Source organism: Streptomyces johnsoniae (genome assembly GCF_031845565.1).
GTDB lineage: Bacteria > Actinomycetota > Actinomycetes > Streptomycetales > Streptomycetaceae > Streptomyces > Streptomyces johnsoniae.
In genome coordinates this window covers 51,689-76,377 of record NZ_JAVREV010000001.1, presented here as the reverse complement: position 1 = coordinate 76,377, position 24,689 = coordinate 51,689, and the positions used below count along the sequence as shown (strand labels likewise).

Genomic DNA, 24,689 nt, shown 5'->3' with positions numbered 1-24,689 from the left:
GAACCGCACGTCCGAACGACGTCCCGGACGGCCGGGAGGCCACACCAGCACCCAAGTCTTCAGCGCCGCCCTGCGTACGCGCGTACGCTCACAGGCGGGTCCAGGCCGCCTCCAGGATGTCGAGGCCCTCGTTCAGCAGGTCCTCGCCGATCACCAGCGGCGGCAGGAATCGCAGCACGTTGCCGTACGTGCCGGTGGTGAGCACGATCAGGCCCTCGCGGTGGCAGGCGGCGGCCACGGCCGCGGTCGCCGCCGGGTCGGGGTCCTTGGTGCCCGGCACCACCAGTTCGATTGCGAGCATCGCGCCCCGGCCGCGGATGTCGCCGATGACGGGGTGCTTGTCCGCCATCGCCAGGAGCCGCGGCTTCATGATCTCCTCGATGCGGCGGGCCCTGGCCGGGAGGTCGAGCGCGCGCATCGTCTCGATGGCGCCGAGCGCCGCCGCGCAGGCCACCGGGTTGCCGCCGTAGGTGCCGCCGAGCCCGCCCGTGTGGGCGGCGTCCATGATCTCGCCGCGCCCGGTCACGGCGGCGAGCGGCAGGCCGCCCGCGATGCCCTTGGCGGTGGTGATCAGGTCGGGCACGATCCCCTCGTCCTCGCACGCGAACCACTGACCGGTGCGGCAGAAACCGGACTGGATCTCGTCGGCGATCAGCACGATGCCGTGTTCGGCGGCGAACTCCGCGATCCGCGGCAGGAAGCCGCGGGCCGGGACGATGAAGCCGCCTTCGCCGAGGATCGGCTCGATCAGGATGGCGGCGGTGTTCTCCGCCCCGACCTGCTTGCTGATCTGCTCGATGACCTGCGCGGCGGCCTCCTCCGCGCAGTTCTCCTGGCCGGTGGGCCAGCGGTAGGGGTAGGCCAGCGGCACGCGGTAGATCTCGGGTGCGAACGGTCCGAAGCCGTGCTTGTACGGCATGCTCTTGGCGGTCAGCGCCATGGTGAGGTTGGTGCGGCCGTGGTAGCCGTGGTCGAACGCGACGACCGCCTGCCGCTTGGTGTGGTAGCGCGCGATCTTGACGGCGTTCTCGACCGCCTCGGCCCCCGAGTTGAGCAGCAGCGACTTCTTCGCGTGGTCGCCGGGCGTGAGGCGTGCCAGCTCCTCGCAGACCTCGACGTACCCCTCGTACGGGGTGACCATCGCGCAGGTGTGCGTGAAGCTGGCCAGCTGCGCGGAGGCCCGCCGGACGACGGCCTCGGCGCTGTTGCCGACGCCGGTCACGGCGATGCCGGAGCCGAAGTCGATGAAGCTGTTGCCGTCGACGTCCTCGACGATCCCGCCCCCGGCCCTGGCCGCGAAGACGGGCATCACGGTGCCGACGCCCGCGGCCACCGCCGCCTGCTTGCGCGCCATCAGCTCCTGGGACTTGGGCCCGGGAACGTCGGTGACGAGCCGGCGCCGCTGGGGGAGGGAGGGGCCGCCGGACAGTTCGGTCAAGGCGCTCATGAGTGCACTCCTCGTCGCGAAGGGGCTGGATTGCGTCACTCCTCCGCAGGCTAGGGCCGGTGGCGGCGGGCGGGCATGCGCCGCGGCGGAGTGGTCGGCCGTCGGTGTTGGCCACACTGTCGTGCCCGTGCTCACTCCGCGGCGGGCTCCGCCCGGTGGCGGCGGTGGTGCCGGGCGACGCGCGCCCGGTTGCCGCAGGAGGGCTTGCACCACTCCTGGCGCGGGTGGTCCTTGACGAAGTACCGCACGCAGCGCGGCCCCTGGCAGGCGCGCAGCAGGGCGCGTTCAGGTCCGGTGAGGAAGGCGACCGCCTCCCGGGCCAGGGCCGCCAGGAGGCGCTCCGCCGGATCGCGGTCCGCGGGGACCGCGCTGCGCAGCACCGGGGCCTCGGCCTCCGGTGGCCAGTGCAGCGCCGGTGCGGCCGGGGCGAGGGCCGCCGCCGCGTTGAGGCGGGCCACGGCCACCGGCTCCGGCAGCAGCCGGTGGGCGTCCGCCCGGCTCGGCGGGCCGGGTCGCACGGCCCGCGCGAACAGCGTGCGGACGGCGGCCCGCAGGTCGCGGACCGCGTCGAGGGCGCGGGCGTCGGCGGTGAACGCGGCGGCATCCGGGGCGTCGTGCGGCGGCGCGGCCTGTGCGCGGACCCAGGCGGTCAGGCCCTCGGGCGTGAGCAGGTCGTCGGCGACGCCGCCGTGCCCGTCGTGCCTGATGGTGAGGGCGAGCGCGAGGGCGAGCCGGCCGCCCGGCCCGGCGGGCCCCGGCGTGGTTGCGGACATGAGGCTAATGCTAGCCTCCGATACATCCATTAGTCAGGGGAGGCTGAGCATGACCGGACTGCGGACGATGCTGCGCGAACTCGACGTGTTCGCCGGCGAACTGCCGGACTTCGACCCGGCGGCGGCCCCCGACGACCCGGCCGAGCTGTTCACGCGGTGGCTGCTCGGCGCCGTCGAGGCGGGCGTCCCCGAGCCGCACGCGATGACCGTCTCCACCGCCGACGCGGCGGGCCGCCCCTCGGCCCGCGTGCTGATCCTGAAGAACGTCGAGCCGGGGCCGGACGGCGGCTGGCAGTTCGCCGCCCACGGCGCCAGCGGCAAGGGCCACGACCTCGCCGAGCGCCCGTACGCGGCGCTCACGTTCTACTGGCAGCCGCTGGCCCGCCAGATCCGCGTGCGCGGCCCCGTGGAGCCGGCGGGCGCGGCGCACAGCGCGGCCGACTTCCTCGCCCGCGGCGAAGGCGCCAGGGCCGAGGCGCTGCTCGGCCGCCAGAGCACCCCGCTCTCCGACCTCGCCACCCGGGACGCGGCCCTCGCCGGTGCCCGCGCGCGCCTCGCGCGCGAGCCGGACCTCGTGCCGCCGGAGTGGACGCTCTACACGGTGCGCGCGCGGGAGGCCGAGTTCTGGCAGGGCGACCGCGACCGCAACCACACCCGGCTGCGCTACCGGCGCGCGGTGGACGGCGGCTGGGCCAGGGAGCTGCTGTGGCCGTGACCGCGCCCGCGGCGCCGGGCCGCCCCCGGACCTGAGCGGCCCGGCGGCCCCGGTCCGGTCCGCTCAGGCGGGCGGCCGGGGCCGCCGGGCCGGGGCGGGGCAGATCCTGCGGCCCTCGCTGTCGAACACGTACAGCTGATCCAGGTCGAGCAGCAGCGGCACCCGCTCGCCGACCCGCACCTGCACGTCGGTGCCCGCGCGCACCACCAGGCCGTCGCTGGTTCGCCCCGCCGGGGTGGGCGGTGGGGGGCGTTCGAGCGTCGTCACCGGTGCCCGCCCGCCGTTCAGCGTGCCCTGGCCCACCCGGCCGAGCAGCCGGCCCAGCCGCCCCCGGCCCTGGCGTCTGCCGCGCGACCTGCGCGCCCCGGTCGGCCGCGGCGCCTCAAGACCGTCCACGTCCGCGGGCCGCGCCCCCGTGCTGACGTGCACCAGCGACTCGTGGCCCTGGTACTCCACGTGCTGCACCACCCCGTTCAGCAGCGCCTCGGTGGGCCGCATCTCCTCGGGAGAGGCGATCCGCGCGGCCTCGGAGCGCAGCCCCACCGTGATCTCCCGGCCCATCTGGACGCGCAGCATCTGGTGGTCGGGGCTGAGCGGGTGCGGCAGCAGCATCCGCTGGGTGCCGAAGTCGATGCTCATGCGCGAGTCCAGCGGCGCGTGCACGGTGGCGCGCAGCAGGTTGATCCGCGGGGTGCCGACGAACGCCGCCACGAACACGTTCTCCGGCAGCCGGTAGACGTCCCGCGCGGTGCCGACCTGCTGGATCACCCCGTCCCGCATCACCGCCACCCGGTCGCCGAGCGACATCGCCTCGGACTGGTCGTGCGTCACGTAGACCGTCGTCACGCCCAGGTGCCTGGTGAGCGTGGCGATCTCGGCGCGCAGCCGGTTGCGGAGTTTCGCGTCCAGATTGGACAGCGGCTCGTCCAGCAGGAACGCCGAGGGCCTGCGCACGATCGCGCGCCCCATCGCGACCCGCTGCTGTTCCCCGCCGGAGAGCTGGCGCGGGTAGCGGTCGAGCAGGTCCTCGATGCCGAGCAGCCGCGCCGCCTCGTTCACCCGGGTCCGTTCGTCCGCGTGCGGGGCCTCGATCCGCAGCGGGAAGGAAATGTTCTGGCGTCCCGTCATATTGGGGTAGAGCGCGTAGTGCTGGAAGACCATGGCGAGCTGACGCTGGCCGGGCGGCAGGTGGTTGGCGTAGTTTCCGTCGAGCAGCAGTTCCCCGGAGGTGATGTCTTCCAGGCCCGCGATCATGCGCAGCACCGTCGACTTGCCGCACCCGGAGGGGCCGAGCAGGACGACGAACTCCCCGGGCTCGACGTCGAGGGACAGCCGGTCGACGGCGACGACGTCGCGCGGATAGACCTTGGTGACGTCCCGCAGGGAAATGGTGCGTGTCATGACGGTTTCCGCCCGGATTCCTCTTCGAGCCAGCGGTGGAGCCGCAACGTAGCGCACCAGATGTCCCAGGGGAACGGGTATGCACAGGTTGGCCCGGCGCATATTCGGTGGGCTGTGCTGCACTAGATTTGAACGGCGACGCATAGTCAGCCGATCGCCTGATCAGGGGGCTTGGCAGCGAATGAGTACCAACGGCGCGCGGGACGCGCGGGAGAGCGGTGACGGCGCCCAGGCCGTGCCGCTGGCCAAGGGCGCGCCGCCGGTACCCCGGCAACCGCCCGAGGCCGAGGGGCCGCCGCTGGTCCGCTGGCTGCACGCGCCGCGGCCGTCGGCCCGGCCGGGCGTCTGGCGCCACGGGCACGTGCCGAAGCCGCCGGAGGACCCGGACCGGTTGGGCGACCGGGAGCTGCACGGCACCGCGCTCCTCGCGGCGCTCACCGGCTGGCTCGTCTGGTCCTTCTACGGCAATGGGTACCTCGGCTTCGTCGACTGGCCGATGGACTGGACGGGCGTGAACTCCTGGCGCAAGGACACCGCGTGGATCACCGTGATCTACCTGTACCAACTGCTGTTCGCCTGCTTCCTGGTGTACGCCTTCGGCCGGGCGGGGAACGGGCCCGCGCTGTGGCGCCGCTGGCGGCCCACCGTGCTGCGGCTGCTGTGCGGCCGCCCCGACATCGCACCTCTCGGCCGCCGCACCATCCTGCGGGCGACCGCGGCGCTCGTCGCCGCCTGGGCGGTCTGGGAGCTGTGCTTCAGCGGCGTCTGGGACTTCTGGCTGGAGCCGCTGTACGCGCTCGTGCCCGACGCGTGGTGGGAGGACGGCGACACCACGCAGTACACCGTCAGCTACAACCTCTACTACGTGCTGTGGGCGGTGCTCGTGCTGGCGGTCTTCGCCGCCCTCGGGGACTGGCGCGCCGTCCGGCGCCGCTACCCGCTCGCGCTGCGCCGCGGCTCCGCCGCCGCGACGCCCGCGGAGCGCGCCGAGCTGGCCCGGCTCAGTGACTTCACCGAGCTGCGCGCCGCGGGCGCGGAGGCCGCGGCCGAGCGGCTCGCCGACGAGGTCCGCATCGGCGCCATGAGCGACCTGGACTACGCGCGCATCGCCCACGCCTGGAGCGCGGTGCGCGCCAGGCCGACCGAGCTGCCCGCGTTCTCCGACGCCGCCCGCGTCCACGGCGCCGCCGCGTTCGTCCACCCCTCGGGGGAGCGCGACCTGCCGGTCAGGGCCGCCCGGCACGATCTGCTGACCCGCCAGGTCCGCATCGGTCTCGCCCTCGACGAGGACCGCAACCCGTACCACTACCGCGGCGAGGACGTCGCCCTCGACCCCGCCGTGCTCGGCACCTCGCTGCTCGCCGTCGGCCCGCCCGGTTCCGGCAAGACCGGCCGCGTCGTGCGGCCGGTGACCGAGGCGCTGTGCCTGCACGCCCTCACCGGGCAGGCGGCGGTCGTCGCCGTCGGCACGGCCAGCGCCGCCCTCGGGCCCGACCACGCCTTCGACATCGTCGTCCGCGTCGGCGACCCCGCCGGGACCCACCGGCTCGACCTGTACGGCGGGGCCACCGACACCGACGAGGCCGCGAGCCTGGTCGCCGAGGCGCTGGTGGGCGGCTCCCGCGTCGACCCCAGGGAGGCGGCGGCCGTTCTGGTCCAGCTCATCGGCCCCTACCAGGCCGCCTACGGCCAGCTGCCCGGCGTGCCCGAGCTGCGCGCCATGCTCGACGGCGCGCCCGCGCTGCTGGCGACGCTCCGCGACGACCTCGCGCTGGCCGGGGCCCAGGACCAGCAGCGGGAGCTGGACGCCCGGGCCCGGCAGGCGCAGCGGCCCGACGACCTCGGCCCGCACCTGGCCGACCGGCTCGCCCTGCTTGACCGGGCCGGGTTCTCCCTCGGCGACCGGGACCGCACCACCCGCCCGTTCTCCCTCGGCTCCCTCGTGCACCCGCTGCGGGTGCGGATCGACCTGCCCGCGACCGGGCACGCCGAGGCCGGGCGGATCATCACGCGGCTGCTGCTCGCCCAGTTCACGGCGGCGGTCACCACACGGCCCGACCGGACGCTGTTCGCCTGCCTGGTGCTGGACGACGCGACGGCCGCCATCACCCCGGGGACCGTGCGGGGCCTGACGCAGCTGCGGCCGGCCAACGCCGGGGCCGTGCTGACCCTGCGCACCCTGGACGACGTGGCCCCCGAGCTGCGGACCGGGCTGCTGGGCGCGGTCGGGTGCCGGATGGCGTTCTCCGGGATCACCACGTGGGACGCCGAGCACTTCGCCCGTGCCTGGGGCACGGAGTGGCGGGAGGACCAGGACGTCACCCGCACGCCCGACCGCGCCGGCGGCATCGTCAGGCGCTCGGTGCGCGGGGTGCGGAAGCTGTTCACGGGGCGCGACACCACGACCGAGTCCGTCACCGTGCGCCGGGTGGAGCGGGAACGGTGGTCCGCGTCCGAGCTGGCCCACCGCGTGCCGCCGCGGCACGCGGTGCTCTCGCTGACCAGCGTCGCCGGGGAGCCGAGCCCGCCCGTGCTGGTGCGGCTCGGCTGACGTGCGGGGGCGTGGCCGATACCCGCCGCATATGCCGCGGTCGCCGTCGGGGCGCCCCGACCCGCCGCTGTACCGTGAGTACCCGTGTCGTATCGGTACCTCCAAGGTGATCCATGCTTCCGACGCTCGCCGCACTGACCCAGCACACGGGGCTCAAGCTCGCCGTACGCGCGGGAGCTGACCGGCTGGACGCCGAGGTGCGGTGGGCCCACGCCAGCGAGCTGACCGATCCGACCCCGTGGCTTGACGGGGGTGAGCTGCTGCTGACCACGGGGCTGAAGCTGCCGGTGGCCGACGAGGCACTGATGCGCGGCTACGTCGGGCGGCTGGCGGAGGCCGGGGTGGTCGGGCTCGGCTTCGGTGTCGGGGTCAACCATCCCGAGGTGCCGCCCGCGCTGCTCGCCGCCGTCGGGCAGGCGGGGCTGCCGCTGCTCGAAGTGCCGCGGCGCACCCCGTTCATCGCCATCGCCAAGGCCGTGTCCGCCGCCATCGCCACCGAGCAGTACCGCACCGTCACCGCCGGGTTCGCGGCGCAGCGCGAGCTGACCAGGGCGGCCCTGTCCGACGGCGGCCATCAGGCGCTCCTGGACCGGCTGGCCGCCCAGGTCGGCGGCTGGGCAGCGCTGTACGACCTGTCCGGCACCGCCACCGCCGTCGCCCCCTCGTGGGCGGCGCGCAGGGCCGCCAGGCTCGGCACCGAGGTCCGCCGCCTCGGCGCCCGTTCCGCGCCCGCGAGCGCCGTGTGCGCCCACGAGCCGGACGACGACCGCGTCGAGCTCCAGACCGTCGGCACGGGACACCTGCCGCGCGCCGTGCTCGCCATCGGCACGGGCGCGCCGCTCGGCACCGCGGAGCGCTACGCGCTCCAGTCCGCGGTGGCCGTGCTGACGCTGCTGACCGAGCGCTCGCGCGCCTACCAGGCCGCCGAGGCACGCCTCGGCTCGGCGGTGCTGCGCATGCTGCTCAGTGGTGAGCCCGACCACGCGCGGGCGGTGGCCGGGCAGTTGTACGGAACGCTGCTCGACGCGCCGCTGCGGGTGCTCGTCGCCGGGGCGGGCGAGGAGCCGAAGGCGCTGACGGAGCTGGGGAGCGCGGTGGAGTCGGCCGCGGCCCGCGCGGGGGAGTCGGTGCTCGCGGCGGCGGACGGGGACGGTCTCGTGCTGCTCGCCGCGGACGGCGGCGCGGCGCTGGCCGCCGGTGCGGAGTACGCGGCCGGCCAGGAGCCGCGCACCGGGCTGGCCGTGGGCATGTCGGCGCCGACGGGGACCGCCACGGCCGACACGGCCTACCAGCACGCGCGCGAGGCGCTGCTGGTGGCCAGGCGCCGCGGGCGCACGCTGGTGGAGCACGACGACGTCGCCGCCGGGTCCGTGCTGCCGCTGCTCGCCGACGACGCGGTGCGCGCGTTCGCCGACGGCATGCTGCGGGCCCTGCGCGAGCACGACGAAAGGGGCCGCGGCGATCTCGTCGCCTCGCTGCGGGCCTGGCTGGCGCGGCACGGCCAGTGGGACGCGGCGGCGGCCGACCTTGGGGTGCACCGGCACACGCTGCGGTACCGGATGCGGCGGGTGGAGGAGATCCTGGACCGTTCGCTGGACGATCCCGACGTGCGGATGGAGCTGTGGCTGGCGTTGAAGGCGACCGCCCGTTCGCCGCTCGGCTCCTGATGCCGCGGGCCCGCACCGGCGTGCGGGCCCACGGGCGCGGCCTCAGGCGGTGCCGCAGTGCTCGGCCTCGTTGCCGGTGATGCGGTAGGGGCAGTCGGCGTAGTCGAGGAGCGTCAGGACGGCCTCCCGGTTCCTGCTGGTCTCCCGGTCGATCACGTCGCCCGGCGGGTAGAACCCGCCGCCGGAGCTCGATGACGGGTACATCTCGAAGGTGAACGAGAAGATGCCCTGGTCGGCCCACATCCAGTCGTTGACGGTGCCGTCGGTGATGTAGAGGTCGCTGGACTGCTGCGGCGTGTACCCGTTGGTGTCGGCGAGCGCGGTGCCCAGGGCCTCGAACGCGGCCGCGTCGTCGGCGGTGAGGCCGGGCGCGGTGTCGGCGTAGGTGAACCCGTAGGGCCACAGCACCAGTTCGCCGTAGGTGTGGAAGTCGATGTGCGCGGTGATCTGCTGCTCGCCGCCGACGACCCGGCCGCGCACGAAGTCGGCGACCACGCCGACCTCCGTCCCCGATTCGGGTGCGGAGCCGCGGTAGGTGTCGCTGCCGGGCGATCCGGAGGAGCCGCCGCAGCAGCCCCACTCGTGCGCCCAGTTGCGGTTGAGGTCGGTACCGAGGGCGGCGGAGCCGGAGTTGGGCTGCCGGTTCTTGCGCCAGCTGCGGAACGTTCCGGACTCCTGGTCGTAGATCTTCCCGTCGGGGTTCACGGTGGGCACCAGCCACACCTCGCGGGTGTCGAGCAGGGCGGTGATCTCGGCGTCCGTGCCGTACTGGGAGGTCAGTTCGCCGAGGGTGTAGAGCGCCATCTCGACGGTGAGGTGCTCGCGCGCGTGCTGGTTGTGGGTGAACAGCACCTCCGGCTCGTCCTCGTCGGTGGCGGCGTTGTCGCTGATCTTGACGGCGACGATGTCCCTGCCCTCGTACGACTGGCCGATGACCTGGCTGGTGACGAGTCCGGGGTACCGCGCCTCGGCGTCGGCCACGGCGGCGATCACGTCGTCGTAGGTGTGGTAGTCGGAGGGCGCGGCGGCGCGGAGTCCGCCGCGTTCCTCCGGGGCGGTGAGCGCGGCCAGGTCGTAGCCGAGCCCTGTCAGCCGGGCCGCGTGCGCCTCGTCCGCCGTGATCAGTACGGTGTCGGCGCGGATCTCGTCGATGGCGGTGCCGGTGCGGGCGAGTGCCGTCCGCTCGGCGGCGGTGGCGACGCCGGCGACCTCGTACTGCCGTACCGCGGTCGCGGACGGCGAATCGGCCGCCGGGGGAGCGGCGGTGGCCTGGGCCGAGGTCCAGGCGAGTGCCAGCGTGAGAACGGCGGCCGCGGTGGCGGCCCGCCTGCCGTGTCGGGTCATGCGCATCGCATCTCCTGGGTGAGGGTGTGCCAGTGCGACGGGTGGAATAGCCGCTCATGCTCGCGAACGTGGCATGCCCGGGTCAATATGGCGTGCGGGGACCTGCCGGAACGGCGCACGCAACCGGGGCATTCCGCCGCGCCGGACAAGACGCCGCGCGGGAGGCAGCACCTACGGTGGAGGCGGGAAGCGACAGCGTCGACAAGGTCGACAGATCGTCTGAAGGGTGGCACCCGCGATGACCACAGCGACATCCCCGCGCCCGTTCTGGCTCGCCGGCCGTGCGGCGGCCGGCGCGAGCACCCTGGAGGTCACCTCGCCGTGGGACGGCGGCACCCTCGGCAGCGTGGGCGTGCCCTCCCCGGCGCAGACCGAGGAGGCGGTGGCCGCGGCGGCGGCCGTGGCGGGCGAGTTCGCCGCCACGCCCGCGTACGTGCGGGCCGCGGCGCTCGACCACGTGTGGCAGCGACTCACCGAGCGGGCCGAGGAGTTCGCCCGGCTGATCTCCGCGGAGAACGGCAAACCCGTCAAATGGGCGCGGATCGAGGTCAGCCGCTGCATCTCCGTCTTCCGGTGGGCCGCCGACGAGGCGCGGCGCTTCAACGGCGGCGCCGCGCAGCGCCTGGACGCCGACGCGGGCGGCGCCGGCCGGCTCGCGCTGACCCGGCGCTTTCCCTACGGTCCCGTGCTCGGCATCGCGCCGTTCAACTTCCCGCTGAACCTGTGCGCGCACAAGGTGGCCCCGGCGCTCGCGGCCGGCGTCCCCATCCTCCTCAAGCCCGCCCCGGCCACGCCGCTGTCCGCGCTGCTGCTCGGCGAGCTGCTGGCCGGGACCGACCTGCCGGCCGGGTCCTTCAGCGTGCTGCCCGTGCCCAACGACGCGATGCCGGCGCTGGTCCAGGACCCCAGGCTGCCGGTGATCTCCTTCACCGGCTCCGTGCCCGTGGGCTGGTCCATCCGCGATGCGGTGCCGCGCAAGCGCGTCACACTCGAACTGGGCGGCAACGGCGCGGCCGTCGTGCTGGCGGACTACTCCGCGGACGCGGACCTGGACTGGGCGGCGCAGCGCATCGCCACGTTCTCCAACTACCAGGCGGGGCAGTCCTGCATCTCGGTGCAGCGGGTCATCGCGGACGCCGCGGTGTACGAGCGGCTCGTGCCGCGTATCGTCGCGGCGGTGGAGGCGCTGGTCACCGGCGATCCGTCGGACGACGCCACCGATGTGGGCCCGCTCATCAGCGAGGACGCCGCCCGGCGCGTCGAGAGCTGGGTGAACGAGGCGGTCGGCGCCGGGGCCGAGGTGCTCACCGGCGGCACCCGCGAGGGGGCGAGCTACCGGCCGACGGTCCTCACGGGCGTGCCCACGGACGCGAAGGTCTCGTGCGAGGAGGTCTTCGGCCCGGTGCTGTCGGTGACCAGGGCCGAGGGCGAGACGGCGGCCTTCGCGGCGGCGAACGACTCCACGTTCGGCCTCCAGGCGGGCCTGTTCACGCGCGACCTCCAGGCGGCGTTCCGCGCGCACCGGGCGCTCGAGGTCGGCGGCGTCGTCGTCGGGGACGTTCCGTCCTACCGCGCCGACCAGATGCCGTACGGCGGGGTGAAGGACTCCGGCGTGGGGCGCGAGGGCGTGCGGTTCGCGATGGAGGACTACACCTACGAGCGCGTGATGGTGCTGACCGGCCTGGACCTCTGACAGCGGCCGAAGGGCCCGGCCGGGCCGGCCGGGCCCTTCGGCCGGGCCCCGATGGTGCCGCACGGTTCAGGTGTCAGCCGAAAGCGAGCCGTTCCACCCGGACGGGTCCTCGCAGCGTCAGCCGCAGGTCGCGCACGCCGGCCGGGGCGCCGGGCAGCGGCGCCGTCACGGTCGTCCACGCGTAGCGGTCGCCGGTGGACGGCACCCGCAGCACGGCGCGGCTGCCGGTGCCCACCGCCTCCACGGTCACCGTGGCCTCGCCCGGCTCCTCGCGGGCGACCCGCAGCCGCACGGTGGCCGTGCCCGCGCCGAAGTCGCAGGCGCGGTAGAGCAGTTCGCCCGGCTCCTCGCCGCCCGCCGCGACCGCGTCGCCCGACCGCTTGTCGGTGTCGGTGAGCCAGGTGCCGCGGCTGTCGTCGAACGCGGCGGCGGCGAGCCCGGTCACGCGCACCTGGCGGGGCTCGGACGGCTCACCGGCGAGCGTGAGCGTCACCCGGCCGCGCAGATCGCGGGATGAGGCCCCGGCGGCGACCGTGTAGGTGCCGGGCTCGACGGTCCATCGGCCGTGCGCGGTGTCCCAGAAGCCGAACGCGTCGGCGAGCGGCACCGTGAACGTGAGCCGCCGTTCCTCGCCCGGCGCCAGGTGGACGCGGCGGTGGGCGATCAGCGCGCGGTGCGGGCGCGGCACGCTTCCGTGCTCGGCGCGCGCGTACACCTGCACCACCTCGTCGCCCGCGGTGCCGCCGGTGTTGGTGACGGTCACCTCGGCGGTGAGGGTGCCGGACTCCTCGTCGGCGCGCGCGGCGAGCGCGGTGTAGCCGAAGGAGGTGTAGGACAGCCCGTGGCCGAACGGGTAGAGCGGGGTGTCGTCGCAGTAGAGGTAGGTGGCGCGGGAGGCGATGAGGTCGTAGTCGAGCAGGCCGGGCAGCTGATGGTCACCGGCGTACCAGGTCTGCGGCAGGCGGCCCGCGGGCGCGACCTCGCCGCACAGCACGCGGGCCAGCGCGCTGCCCGCGGCCTGGCCGCCGTGCGCGGTCCACAGCAGCGCGGGCAGTTCGGCGTCGGCCTCGGCGACGGCGTACGGGTAGGCGGAGGTCATGACCAGCACGGTGCGCGGGTTGGCGGCGTGCGCCGCCCGCCACAGCCGGTCCTGCTGCGGCGGCAGCGCCAGGGTGGTGCGGTCTTCCGTCTCGCGGCCGTTGATGTGCGGGTCGTTGCCCACGACGACGATGACGACGTCGGCGCCGGCCGCCGCCGCGGCGACGGCGTCCTCGCCACGGCGGACGGTCTCGACGTGGAAGACGTCGCCCGCCTCGGCAACCTTCAGCCCGTCGGCGGCGACAGACACGTGATGCCCGGTCCCCCGATGGCGCAGGAGGTGGCCTCCGCCGTGCGGCTGAAGGCTGAACGTCTCCTGGACCACCCAGCCCCCAGGCTGCTCCGCTGCGGCCCGCACGTAACCGTCGTCCGCGACCGACAGGTAGCGGCCGTCCGGCGCGCGGAGGGTGAGCACCCCGTCGCCCCAGTCGGCGAGCGACAGCGCCGTGGCCTCTGCGGCGCCGGGCACGGTGGTCAGCGGCGGCAGGTCGGTGCGCCCGCGCAGGAGCGCGGGGTCCAGGGCGGCGACGGCCCCGTCCCCGCCCGGCGCCGCGCCGTCGTCTCCGTCCGGCACCCGCACCCAGCCGCGTTCGGTGCGCAGCCGCACCAGATCGGTGCCGTCGGCGTGGACGGCGGAGGCGATGGCGGGGTGGTCGCGCAGTCCGGCGAACGGGGTGGTGCGGTGCAGCAGCGCGCCGCTGTACCAGTCGAGCTTGACCTCGTCCGCGAGCGGCCCGACGACGGCGACGCGGACACCGGGCCGCAGCGGGAGCACCCCGTCGTTCTTCAGCAGGACCACGGCCTGTTCGGCGGCGGTGCGCGCCAGCGTCCGGTGCTCGGGGGTGTCGAAGGCGGCGTCCGCGTCGAACGGGTCGAGGTCCGGGTCGAACTGGCCGAGGCGGAAGCGCATCCCGAGCAGCCGGGCGACGGCCGTGTCGACGTCGGCCTCCGTGATGAGGCCCGCGTCGAGCGCGGCGGTGAGCCGTTCCACGGTGGGCGCGGCGTCCTCGCCGTGGTCGGTGAAACTGTCGACTCCGGCGCGCAGCGCGGCCGCCAGTCCCTCGGCGTGACCGGGCATGTAGCCCTGCGAGCCGGCGATGTTGCTCGGCGCCCCGGCGTCGGAGCAGACCACGAGCGGCAGCGCGGTCCAGGTCCGCAGGTGTTCGGCGAGCAGCGGGGAGAGATGGTTGGGCCGGCCGTTGACCAGGTTGTAGGCGGGCATGACGCCGGCCACCGCCCCCGACCGCACCGGGCCGCGGAACGCGGGCAGTTCGTACTCGTGCAGCACCCGGGCGCGCAGCGAGGTGCTCGCGATGTCGCGCTCGTGCTCGTGGTTGTGCGCCAGCCAGTGCTTGAGCACGGGAGCGGTGCGCCAGTACACGGGGTGGTCGCCGCGCAGGCCGCGGGTGTAGGCGCTCGCGAGGGCGGCGGTCAGGTGCGGGTCCTCGGCGTAGCCCTCCTCGTTGCGGCCCCACAGCGGGTGCCGCAGCAGATTGACCGTGGGGGACCAGACGTTGAGGCCGACCTTCGGGTCCTTGGCGCGCATCGCGCGGACCTCCCGGCCGGTGGCCTCGCCGACGCGGCGCACCAGTTCTTCGTTCCACGTCGCGCCGAGGCCGACGGCCTGCGGGAAGACGGTGGCCTGGCCCATCCACGCGACGCCGTGCAGTGCCTCCTGCCCGGTGCGGAACGCGGGGATGCCGAGCCGGTCGACCGCGGGCGCGAACTGATGGAGCATCGCGATCCGCTCAGGGAGCGTCAGGCGGCCGAGGAGGTCGGCCACGCGCTCCTCGACGGCGGCCCGCGGATCGCGGAAGGGCAGGGGTTCGGCGGTCACGTGCGGTCCCCTCGGGGTGGTGGCGGCTCTCCCCGCGGAGCGATCCGCGAAGTCGATGTTCGAAGCGCTTCGATGCTGGGTTTCCGGTGCCCTCCCTGTCAAGACACCGCTCGGCATTGACTCGTCATCGCCTTGCTTCTACAGGCCAGATCCGCCTCGAAACCCTGCCGAAGTTTCTGCGAAACAGGGCTTGTGCCGCCCGCTGCCGGGTCTTAGCCTCAGCGCAACATCGAAGCGCTTCGACCATGTTCGAACGCCGGCCATGCAAAGACGCAGAGCTTTGAAGGGTTGTCGCCATGACGAACTCACGCCCCGCTCCCAGCCGCAGAAGATTCCTCGCCTCCTCGGCTTTCGCGGCGGCGGCGACCGCGGGCGGCGTGCCACTGCTCTCGGCCTGCGGCGGTGGCGGCGGCGGTGGCGGTGGTCAGGAAGGCGCGGCGTCCGAGGAGCAGGTGCGGAACATCCTCCCGACCTTCCAGGAGTCCGAGGTCGCCGTCGCGCCGGACATCCCCGCCGAGAACGGGTCGAGCCCCGGCTACACCCGCTGGATACCCGAAAGCGAGCTCGGCGTCTCCGTTCCCGAACCCCGCGGGAACGGCGGGGAGTTCACCGGCATGACCCCGCTCTGGGGTACGCCGCCGAGCAGCGGGAACGCGTTCTGGACCGCGATGGACGAGGCCATCGGCGTGCGCATGAACTGGCAGACGCAGGACGGCAACACCTACGGCGACAAACTGGGTGCGGTGCTGGCCGGCAGCGATATCCCCGACCTGGTGTGCATACCCGGCTGGGAGCTGTCCGGGCAGATCCCGCAGGCCATCAGCAGCAGGTTCGCCGACCTCGGCCCGTACCTCTCGGGCGACGCCGTCCTCGACTTCCCGAACCTCGCCGCCATTCCCACCGCCGCCTGGGAGGCGTCGATCTTCGGCGGTGCCCTGCGCGGCCTGCCGATGCCGGCCGCCCCGATCGGCGGCGTGATGCCCTACTACCGGCAGGACATCTTCGAGGCCAACGGCTGGGAGGTGCCCACCGACCCGGACGACTTCATCGCCTTCTGCCGCGAGATCACCTCCGCGTCCGCCCGGGTGTGGGCCTGCGAGGACATGAAGTGGTCGGCGTTCATCATCTACGGCGTGCTGCCCGACAAGCCGCGCTACTGGATGGCGGGCGACGACGGCACGCTGATCAACCGCTATGAGACCGACGCCTATCTCGAAGCCCTGGAGTGGACCCGCAAACTGTACGAGGCCGACGTGGTCCACCCGGACGCGGTCGCGGCGTCCGGCGACTCCACCCAGCGCTTCACCGCGGGTGAGTCCCTGATGTTCAACCAGGGCGACGGCGCCTGGCACAACACGGCCGTCGAGCAGCGGACCGCCAACCCCGACTTCCGCATGAACGCGTTCGACTACTTCGGCGCCGGCGGCAACGACCCCGTCCTGTACACCGCGAACGGCGCCGGGATCTGGACGTTCCTCAACAAGAACCTCTCCGAGGAGCGGATTCGCGAGGCCCTGGAGATCGCCAACTTCACCGCCGCCCCCTACGGCACCCGCGAGCAGCGGCTGCGCGCCTACGGCGTCGAGGGCACCCACTACACCGTCGAGGACGGCCTGCCCGCCCGCACCCCGCAGGGCGAGGAGGAGGTCGTGCCCGAGACCTACCCGTTCATCGCCACCGCGGGCCACGTCGTCGCCCTCCCGGACATCCCGCAGGTCGTCGAGGACTGGACGGGCTGGATGAAGCGGCACATGCGGTACGCCAGGGAGCCGCTGTTCTTCGGCCGGCAGGTCCAGGAGCCGGCCCGGCTGGCCAACATCAACGACGGCTTCGAGGCCCTGGAGGACGACGTGGTCCGCGGGCGCCAGTCCATCCGCGACATGCAGAACGCCGTCTCCGAGTGGCGGCGCAACGGCGGCGACGAGCTGCGCGACTTCTACCAGGGCCTGCTCGACGAGGAGGACGCCGCCGGCTCGTAGGCGCGCAGCCCGCGTCGCCCGCCGCCACGGCAGCCGCCAGCAAGGAGAACCGCGTGTCACAGAGCACGGTCCCCCGCCCTCCCGTGCCACGGGAGAGCGGCGGACAAGCCAACAAGCCCGCCCCCGCGGCGCGGAAGGTACCGCGACGGCGTGGCAGGAAGGACCCCCGCCTGGCGGGCGGCATCGGCCTGCGGCACCGGCTGCGCCGCGACTGGGTCCTGGTCGCGATGACGCTGCCCGCGGTCGTCCTGCTGCTGGTGTTCGCCTACATCCCCATCGCCGGCAACGTCATCGCGTTCCAGTTCTACAGCCCGTACGCCGGCGACGGGTTCTTCGACTCCATGGCGAACAGCGCCTGGATCGGGATGGAGAACTTCCAGCGGATGCTGGACGACAGCGACTTCTGGAACGCGGTGCAGAACACCCTGATGTTCTCCTCGCTCCAGCTGATCCTCTTCTTCCCCATACCGATCGCGCTCGCCCTGCTGATCAACAGCATCCTGCACAGCAAGATCCGCGCCTGGACCCAGGCCGTGCTCTACCTGCCGCACTTCTTCTCCTGGGTGCTGGTCATCACCGTCTTCCAGCAGATGTTCGGCGGCGCCGGCCTCGTCGCCCAGCTCGCCCGCGACTGGGGACTGACCGACAGCTTCGACCTGATGACCGACCCCGGATTCTTCAAGTGGCTGGTCACCGCCCAGGTCATCTGGAAGGACGCCGGGTGGGGCATCATCGTCTTCCTCGCCGCCCTGTCGATGGTCAACTCCGAGCTGTACGAGTCGGCCGCCGTGGACGGCGCGGGCCGCTGGCGCCGCATGTGGCACGTGACCCTGCCCGCGCTGCGCCCGGTCATCGCGCTGCTGCTGGTGCTCCAGGTCGGGAACATGCTGACGGTCGGCAGCGAACAGTTCCTCATCCAGCGCACGGCCGTCGGCCCCGGCGCCTCGGAAGTGCTCGACAGCTACGTGTGGAACCGCGGCATCGCCAACGGGGACTTCAGCTACGCGGCGGCCATCGGCATCGTCAAGGGCGTCTTCAGCCTCGCCCTGGTCCTGGCCGCCAACCGAGTCGCCCACGCGATGGGCGAGCAGGGGGTGTACTCGCGGCGATGAGCGCCATCACCGACACCAGCGTCCTGGTCGAGGACAAGGAGGAGAAGGGCAAGCGCCCCCGGCCCGCCTGGGAGGAGCCGCCCACCCGCGTCGGGCTGACCGCCAAGGGAGTCATCCTCGGCATCGCCCTGCTCGCGATCCTCTTCCCCATCTGGATCGTGCTGATCACCAGCCTCTCCGACGCCGAGACGATCAGCAGCGCCGGCGGCCTGGTCGTCTGGCCCGACGGCATCAGCTTCGACGCCTACCGCGAACTCCTCAGCGGCGGCGAGGTCTCCCGCGCCATGATGGTCTCCATCGGCGTCACGGTCATCGGCACCCTGTTCAGCATGACGGTGTCCGTGCTGGCCGCCTACGGGCTGTCCAGGATCGGCTCGCTGTGGCACCGCACCCTGCTGTTCACCCTGCTGGCCACCATGTTCTTCGGCGGCGCCGGCATCATCCCCACCTACCTGCTCATCCAGAGCCTGGGGCTGATGAACACCTACGCCGCGCTGGTCCTCCCCATGGCCGTCAACGTCTTCAACATCCTCGTGCTGCGGGCGTTCTTCATGAACGTCGGCCAGGAGATCATCGACAGCGCCCGCATCGACGGCGCCGGCGAGCTGCGCATCCTGTGGCAGATCGTGCTGCCGCTCTCCCGGGCCGTGCTGGCGGTCATCTCGCTGTTCTACGCCGTGGCCTACTGGGGCAACTGGTTCGCCGGGTTCATCTACATCACGGACCAGGAGAAGCTGCCGTTGCAGAACATCCTCCAGCAGATCGTTTTGGCGAACGAGCGGCCCGCCGGGATGGCGCAGGTCATCGGCACCGGCCAGATTCCCAGCATCGCGGTCCAGACCGCTGTGATGATTCTCGCACTGCTTCCGGTCGCCGTGCTCTCGCCGTTCGTGCAACGCCACTTCAAAAAGGGCATGCTGATCGGCGCCGTGAAGGGCTGACGGCGAGTACAGGAGGAGATGACCATGGCCGCGCTGCACGACGCCACCCGGGGGAAGCTGCTGTTCGGGGGCGACTACAACCCCGAACAGTGGCCACCCGAGGTGTGGCAGGACGACGTCCGTCTGATGAAGGAGGCGGGCGTCAACATCGCCACCGTCGGCGTCTTCTCCTGGGCCAGCCTCGAACCGCGCCCCGGCGCACGCGACTTCGGCTGGCTCGACCGGGTCCTCGACCTGCTCCATGACCACGGCATCGGCGTCTGCCTTGCCACCCCCACCGCCTCGCCGCCCCCCTGGCTCGGCGCCCGCCACCCCGAGACCCTGCCGCGCGACGAGAACGGCACGGTCGTCTGGTACGGCTCGCGCAACCAGTTCTGCGCCTCGTCGCCGGTCTACCGCGAACACGCCGCCGCCATCGCCGACGACCTCGCCCGCCGCTACGGCGGCCACCCGGCGCTGCGGATGTGGCACATCAACAACGAGTACGGCACCGCCTGCTGGTGCGACACCAGCGCCCGCCACTTCCGGGTCTGGCTGCGCGACCGCTACGGCAGCCTGGACGGCCTGAACACCGCCTGGGGCACGGCGTTCTGGAGCCAGCGCTACGACTCGTGGGAGGAGGTCGTCCCGCCGCGCCGCGCCCAGTACTTCATCAACCCGACGCAGGCCCTGGACTTCCGCCGGTTCACCAGCGACGCGCTGCTGGAGTGCTTCACCGCGGAACGCGACATCGTCGCCGCGCACAGCCCCGGCGTGCCCGTCACCACCAACTTCATGCCGCTGTTCGCCGGGCAGGACGGCTGGCGCTGGGCCGCGGAGGAGGACGTTGTCTCCGTCGACGTCTACCCCGACCCGGCCGCCGGGCCCGACGACTCCGCGGGAGCCGCGTACGGCGCGCTGGTCCAGGACCTCACCCGTTCCCAGGCCGGCGGCCCCTGGATGCTGATGGAGCAGGCGGCGTCCGCGGTCAGCTGGCGGCCGGTCAACCGGCCGAAGTCCCCTGGCCAGCTGCGCCTGTGGTCCCTCCAGGCCGTCGCCCGCGGCGCGGACGCGCTGTGCTTCTTCCAGTGGCGCGCCTCCCGGCAGGGCAGTGAGAAGTTTCACTCCGCGATGCTCCCGCACGCCGGGGAGGGCTCCCGCGTCTTCGGGCACGTCCGGGAGCTGGGCGCGGAGCTGCACGACCTCACGCCCGTGCACGGCACGCACGTGACCGCGGGCGTCGCCGTCCTGCACGACTGGTCCGCGTGGTGGGCCTCCCAGCAGCCGGGCCGGCCCTCCGTCGAGCTGAACTACCCGGACATCCTCGCCGCCTGGCACCACGCCCTGTGGGAGCAGAACCTCACCTGCGACTTCGCGCACCCCGAGGCCGACCTCACCCGTTACCCGGTGGTCGTCATCCCGCAGCTGTACCTCCTCACCGACGCCGCCCTGGACAACATCGCGGCCTACGTGCACGGCGGCGGCACCCTCGTCTGCGGCTTCTTCACCGGCATCGCCGACGCCGACGACCGCGTCCGCGAGGGCGGGATCGACGCCAGGCTGCGCGAGGTCCTCGGCCTCGCCACGCTGCACGAGTGGTGGCCGCTGGAAGCCGGCGTCGCCGTCCGGCTCACCGACGGCACCGCGGGCCGCATCTGGAGCGAGGACCTGGAGCCCGCGGGCGCCGACGTCGTCGCCGCCTACGCGGAGGGCGAGCTGTCCGGCCGCCCCGCGCTCACCCGGCACTCCCACGGCCGCGGCACGGCCTGGTACGTCTCCACCCTCCTGGAGCGGCCCGCACTCGGCGCGCTGCTGGCCGGCGCCGCCCGCGAGGCGGGCGTCGGGCCCGTGCTGCCGGACGCGCCCCCCGGCGTGGAGGCCGTCCGGCGCGGCGCGCACCTCTTCCTCCTCAACCACGGACCCGGGCAGGTCACGATCCCCCTGCACCACCCCCACACCGACCTGCTCACCGGCCGCGGCCACGGCGACGGGATCACCCTGGAACGCCACGGCGCGGCCGTGCTCGCCCCCCACACCGAACGGAGCCGCACATGCAACGACTCGTTCTCACCACCGCCGCCCTGACGACCGCGGTGATCACCGGTGCCGGCCTCACCGCCGGCACCGCGAACGCCGCAGCCGCCTGGGAGTCCTGCGACCAGTGGGGCAACTGGGAGCCCGGCGACGGCTACATCGTCTACAACAACATCTGGGGCTCGGGCGCGGGCAGCCAGTGCATCGCCGCCGACTCGGGCTCGCAGTGGTCCGTGACCGCCGACCACCCCAACACCGGCGGCATCAAGTCCTACCCCAACGCCAAGTGGATCGTCGGCGAGCCGATCGGCGACATCGGCTCCCTCAGCGCCAGCTACGACGTCACCGTCCCGGACAGCGGCGCGTACAACACGACGTTCGACGTCTGGGACGAGAACTACGACCACGAGATCATGCTCTGGATGAACTGGACGGGGCCCGTCGGCCCGCTCGGCAACCCCGTCGGTGAGGCCACCCTCGGCGGCCACACGTGGGACGTCTACAACGGCAGCAACGGTGCGAACAACGTCTACTCGTTCCTGCGTCAGGGCAACTCCTCGCAGGGCGACGTCGACATCCTGCCGATCCTCGACTGGATCACCGAGCAGGGCTGGATGAGCCAGGACACCGTCATCGGGGACGTGCAGTTCGGCTACGAGATCACCTCGTCCGCCGGCGGCCTCGAGTTCGTCACCAACGACTTCAGCGTCAGCGAGGGCTGAGGCCGGTCCAGGACCCGCGGCCCGCAGGGAGCGCCGGGCCGCGTTGCCCCCGCCCACCCGCTCCCCTGCACGGGGCGGGTGGGCGGGGAGCCCATGGCGGGACGGCGCCCGGCTCAGCCCGTGACGGGCAGGCGCGCGCCGTCCCGCAGGAACAGCGGAATCCGGTCAAGCGGCGCGGGCACCACCGCCTCGGCGCCTCCCGGGTACGCGGCGCCGGTCCAGGCATCCGTCCACCGCGCCCCGGCCGGCAGATACACCGCGCGCTCCCGCGCCCCGGCGGCCAGCACCGGCGCCACCAGCAGGTCGGGACCGAACAGGTAGGCGTCCGCCACGTCCCACGCCCGCGGGTCGTCGGGGAACTCCAGGAACAGCGGCCGCATCGGCGGCAGCCCCGCCTCGTGCGCCACCCTCATCTGCTCCAGCACGTAGGGCCGCAGCCGTTCCCGCAGCCCGAGGTACCACTCCAGCACCTCGCCCGCCTCGGGGCCGTAGGACCACACCTCGTTCGGCCCGCCGGTCATCTCAGGCCCCAGCGGCATCCCCGGGTCGCGGAAGCCGTGCAGCCGCATCAGCGGCGAGAGCGCGCCGAACTGGAACCAGCGCACCAGCACCTCGCGGTACTCCGGGTCCTCCGGATCGCCGCCGTGGAAACCGCCGATGTCCGTGTTCCACCACGGAATGCCGGACAGCGAGGTGTTCAGACCCGCCGCGATCTGCCGCCGCAGCGTCGCGAAATCCGTGCCGATGTCGCCCGACCACAGCGCCGCGCCGTGCCGCTGGCTGCCCGCCCAGGCCGAACGGTTCAGCGTGATCACCTCGTCCGCGCCCGCCCCCGAGGCCCGCAGCCCCTCGTCGAACGTCCTGGCGTTCTCCCGCGGGTACAGGTTCCCCACCTCAAGTCCGGGACCGGCGTGGTAGCGCAGGTTGGCCTGGAAACCGGGCTTCAGCTCCGGCTCGCAGGCGTCCAGCCAGAAGGCCGTGATGCCGTACGGCGCCACGTAGTTCTCCCGCACCTTCGACCAGACGAAGTCCCGCGCCCCGGGGTGGGTCGCGTCGTAGAACGCCACCTGCACCGTCTCGGCGACCTCCTTGTCCGGCCAGTCCGCGTGCGCCACCGGACCGTACTCCGTGCCGATGAAGAAGCCCCGCTGCTCCATGACCTGGTGGTTCTCGCTCAGCGGCGAGACCGAGGGCCACACCGAGACGACCAGCCGGATGCCGAGCTCCGACAGCTCCCGCACCATGGCCGCCGGATCGGGCCACTCGGCCGGGTCGAACTTCCACTCGCCCAGATGCGTCCAGTGGAAGAAGTCGCAGACGATCGCCGAGATCGGCAGCCCGCGGCGCTTGTACTCCCGCGCGACGCCGAGCAGCTCCTCCTGCGTGCGGTAGCGCAGCTTGCACTGCCAGAACCCGGCCGCCCACTCCGGCAGCATCGGCGAACGGCCCGTCACGGCCGTGTACCTGCCTTGCGTCTGCGCGGGCGTGCCCGCCGTGATCCAGTAGTCGATCTGCCGGGCGCTGTCCGCGACCCACCGCGTCCCGTTCCGCGCCAGCTCCACGCGCCCGATCGCCGGGTTGTTCCACAGCAGCAGGTAGCCGCGGTTCGAGGTCAGCACCGGGATCGACACCTCGGCGTTGCGCTGCACGAGGTCGATCACGGCGCCCTTCTGGTCCAGCATCCCGTGCTGGTGCTGCCCGAGGCCGTAGAGCCGTTCCCCCGGATAGGCCGCGAACCGCTGCTCCAGCCGGTGATAGCCGTTCCCCGTCGCGGTGTAGAGCCGCGGCCCCGGCCACCAGAAGTGCGCCCGCTGCTCGGCCAGCAACTCCGTGCCGTCCGCGGTGCGCAGGAACCTGACCTCGCCCTCGACGCTCACCTCCGCCGTGATGGACCCGCACGTCAGCGTCGCCAGCCGATCGCCGGTCTTCACCACGGCGGGGCCCGTCTCCTCCGGCGCGTCCGCCAGCGCCCCCGGCAGCCCGTCCAGCAGGGGGCCGCCGACCCCGGCCCGCACCCGGATGCCGTCCGGGCCCCAGGGTTCCAGGCGCAACGTCTCCTGCCGGCCGCTCCACTCCAGCGCGCCCGCGCTGCTCCGGAACGTCCCGACGGTGGGGGAGGACTGGGCGAGGGACACGGCGGACGAGTCGTTCACGGCGCTCCTGTCGGGGTGGGGGCCGGGCCGGTGCTGGCCCGGACGGTCAACTGCGGGGGAAGCAGCTCGATCAGGGTCTCCGTTCCCGCCCCTGCCCTTGCCCCTGCCCCCGCCCCCGTCGGCGCGCGGCCGTCCGCCGCCCCGGCCTTGGCCATCACCAGCTCGACCGCCCGCCGGCCCATCTCCTGCGCCGGGATGGCCACCGAGGTCAGCGCGACCGACTGCTGGGTGGCGACCTGCTCGGGGCACACGGCGATCACGGAGATGTCCTCGGGGACCGCCCGCCCCTGCTGCCGCAGCAGGCTGAGCATCGGGCCGATGGCGGCCTCGTTCTGGACGATGACCGCGCTGGTGGCGGGGCGTTCGTCGAAGATGCGGGCCAGTGTGCCGGCCGTCGACTCGTAGCTGCCGTCGCACGGCCGGTGCAGCACGCGCACGCCCAGCTCGGCCGCCCGCTCGCGCACCCCCTGGAGGGTGCGTTCGGCGAAGCCGGTGCGCCGCTCGTACACGGCCGCGGCCTCGCCGACCACGGCGACGTCGCGGTGCCCCAGCTCCGCCAGGTGCTCCGCGCACAGCCGGCCGGTGGCGGCGAAGTCCAGGTCCACGCAGGTGAGTTCGCTGGGGTCGGCGGGCAGGCCGATGAGGACCGCGGGCCGGGGGGACTCGCGCACCAGCGACAGCCTGGTGTCCTCCAGCTCCACGTCCATGAGGATCATCGCGTCGGCGAGCCCGCTGCCGACCACCCGCCGCACCGCCTCGGGGCCCTCCTGGCCGGTCAGCAGCAGGACGTCATGGCCGCGTTCGCGGGCGGTGGTGGCCACCGCGATGGCGATTTCCATCATCACCGGCACGTACATGTCCGTGCGCAGCGGCATCATGAGGGCGATGATGTTCGACTTGTTGCTCGCCAGCGCGCGGGCGCCCGCGTTGGGGTGGTAGCCCAGCTCCCTGATGGACTTCTCGACACGTTCCCTGGTCCTGGTGGAGATGGTCCGTTTGCCGCTGAGGACGTAGCTCACCGTGCTGGCGGAGACGCCGGCATGCCGGGCGACCTCGGCGAGAGTGACCATCTGCTCTCCCGTGGGAATGAGGTGTTGTGAAGCGCTTCGACAGCGGCTGTCTATGTAATCGCGTTGACCTTAGACCGGCAAGTGGGCTGTGTCCAGAGATGTATCGAAGCGCTTCAACAATGTTTTCACCGGCGCTTTCACCCGGTCGGAAACGGGTACATACTCACCAGTAG

The 24,689-nt window shown here is 73.3% G+C and carries 16 protein-coding genes; 9 read left to right on the top strand and 7 right to left on the bottom strand.

The window, feature by feature from the left end; translation table 11 throughout:
- Positions 1-88 precede the first annotated feature (88 nt).
- The gene (gene gabT, locus RM779_RS00315; protein ID WP_311614536.1) at positions 89-1,447 is read right to left on the bottom strand and encodes a 4-aminobutyrate--2-oxoglutarate transaminase; all 1,359 of its coding nucleotides are present in this window, start codon (positions 1,445-1,447) and stop codon (positions 89-91) included.
- A gap of 131 nt (positions 1,448-1,578) precedes the next feature.
- Complete coding sequence (locus RM779_RS00310) at positions 1,579-2,220, bottom strand: ABATE domain-containing protein (protein WP_311614534.1); 642 nt, start codon at positions 2,218-2,220, stop codon at positions 1,579-1,581.
- 49 nt (positions 2,221-2,269) lie between these two features.
- On the opposite strand from RM779_RS00310, the gene RM779_RS00305 reads away from it, so the two are divergent.
- Positions 2,270-2,935, top strand: a complete 666-nt coding sequence (locus RM779_RS00305; protein WP_311614532.1) for a pyridoxine/pyridoxamine 5'-phosphate oxidase — start codon at positions 2,270-2,272, stop codon at positions 2,933-2,935.
- Between the two features lie 63 nt (positions 2,936-2,998).
- Here RM779_RS00305 and RM779_RS00300 read toward each other — a convergent pair whose 3' ends face one another.
- The gene (locus RM779_RS00300) at positions 2,999-4,336 is read right to left on the bottom strand and encodes an ABC transporter ATP-binding protein (RefSeq protein WP_311614530.1); all 1,338 of its coding nucleotides are present in this window, start codon (positions 4,334-4,336) and stop codon (positions 2,999-3,001) included.
- Positions 4,337-4,517: 181 nt separating this feature from the next.
- Here RM779_RS00300 and RM779_RS00295 point away from each other — a divergent pair, with 181 nt between their 5' ends.
- Both RM779_RS00295 and RM779_RS00290 read left to right on the top strand, forming a co-directional pair.
- Positions 4,518-6,887: an ATP-binding protein gene (locus tag RM779_RS00295; RefSeq protein WP_311614528.1), complete on the top strand. Its 2,370-nt coding sequence runs from the start codon at positions 4,518-4,520 to the stop codon at positions 6,885-6,887.
- Between the two features lie 113 nt (positions 6,888-7,000).
- The gene (locus RM779_RS00290) at positions 7,001-8,554 is read left to right on the top strand and encodes a PucR family transcriptional regulator (protein WP_311614526.1); all 1,554 of its coding nucleotides are present in this window, start codon (positions 7,001-7,003) and stop codon (positions 8,552-8,554) included.
- A gap of 42 nt (positions 8,555-8,596) precedes the next feature.
- Here RM779_RS00290 and RM779_RS00285 read toward each other — a convergent pair whose 3' ends face one another.
- Entirely contained in the window at positions 8,597-9,904 is a 1,308-nt protein-coding gene (locus RM779_RS00285) for a M14 family metallopeptidase (RefSeq protein WP_311614524.1), read from the bottom strand.
- 232 nt (positions 9,905-10,136) lie between these two features.
- On the opposite strand from RM779_RS00285, the gene RM779_RS00280 reads away from it, so the two are divergent.
- Positions 10,137-11,591, top strand: coding sequence for an aldehyde dehydrogenase family protein (locus RM779_RS00280; protein ID WP_311614522.1), 1,455 nt, complete (start codon positions 10,137-10,139; stop codon positions 11,589-11,591).
- 73 nt (positions 11,592-11,664) lie between these two features.
- Here the strand turns inward: RM779_RS00280 and RM779_RS00275 are convergent, their stop codons facing one another.
- The gene (locus RM779_RS00275) at positions 11,665-14,526 is read right to left on the bottom strand and encodes a glycoside hydrolase family 3 C-terminal domain-containing protein (RefSeq protein ID WP_311614520.1); all 2,862 of its coding nucleotides are present in this window, start codon (positions 14,524-14,526) and stop codon (positions 11,665-11,667) included.
- A gap of 296 nt (positions 14,527-14,822) precedes the next feature.
- Here RM779_RS00275 and RM779_RS00270 point away from each other — a divergent pair, with 296 nt between their 5' ends.
- Genes RM779_RS00270 through RM779_RS00250 form a run of 5 tightly spaced genes read left to right on the top strand, consistent with a single transcriptional unit; the run spans position 14,823 to position 21,293 of the window.
- Positions 14,823-16,505, top strand: a complete 1,683-nt coding sequence (locus tag RM779_RS00270; RefSeq protein ID WP_311614519.1) for an extracellular solute-binding protein — start codon at positions 14,823-14,825, stop codon at positions 16,503-16,505.
- Positions 16,506-16,558: 53 nt separating this feature from the next.
- The gene (locus RM779_RS00265; protein WP_077058547.1) at positions 16,559-17,617 is read left to right on the top strand and encodes an ABC transporter permease; all 1,059 of its coding nucleotides are present in this window, start codon (positions 16,559-16,561) and stop codon (positions 17,615-17,617) included.
- Positions 17,614-18,558: a carbohydrate ABC transporter permease gene (locus tag RM779_RS00260; protein ID WP_311614516.1), complete on the top strand. Its 945-nt coding sequence runs from the start codon at positions 17,614-17,616 to the stop codon at positions 18,556-18,558. The genes RM779_RS00265 and RM779_RS00260 overlap by 4 nt, the downstream gene beginning before the upstream one ends.
- A gap of 24 nt (positions 18,559-18,582) precedes the next feature.
- The gene (locus tag RM779_RS00255; protein WP_311614514.1) at positions 18,583-20,622 is read left to right on the top strand and encodes a beta-galactosidase; all 2,040 of its coding nucleotides are present in this window, start codon (positions 18,583-18,585) and stop codon (positions 20,620-20,622) included.
- On the top strand, positions 20,589-21,293 hold the full coding sequence (locus RM779_RS00250; RefSeq protein ID WP_311614512.1) for a GH12 family glycosyl hydrolase domain-containing protein: 705 nt from the start codon (positions 20,589-20,591) through the stop codon (positions 21,291-21,293). The genes RM779_RS00255 and RM779_RS00250 overlap by 34 nt, the downstream gene beginning before the upstream one ends.
- 113 nt (positions 21,294-21,406) lie before the next feature.
- Here the strand turns inward: RM779_RS00250 and RM779_RS00245 are convergent, their stop codons facing one another.
- Together RM779_RS00245 and RM779_RS00240 are read right to left on the bottom strand one after the other, a co-directional pair.
- Positions 21,407-23,446 (bottom strand): glycoside hydrolase family 31 protein, encoded by a 2,040-nt coding sequence (locus tag RM779_RS00245; RefSeq protein ID WP_311614510.1) that lies wholly within the window; start codon positions 23,444-23,446, stop codon positions 21,407-21,409.
- A complete protein-coding gene (locus RM779_RS00240) occupies positions 23,443-24,516 on the bottom strand; it encodes a LacI family DNA-binding transcriptional regulator (protein ID WP_311614508.1) in 1,074 nt (357 codons plus the stop codon). The genes RM779_RS00245 and RM779_RS00240 overlap by 4 nt, the downstream gene beginning before the upstream one ends.
- Positions 24,517-24,689 lie beyond the last annotated feature (173 nt).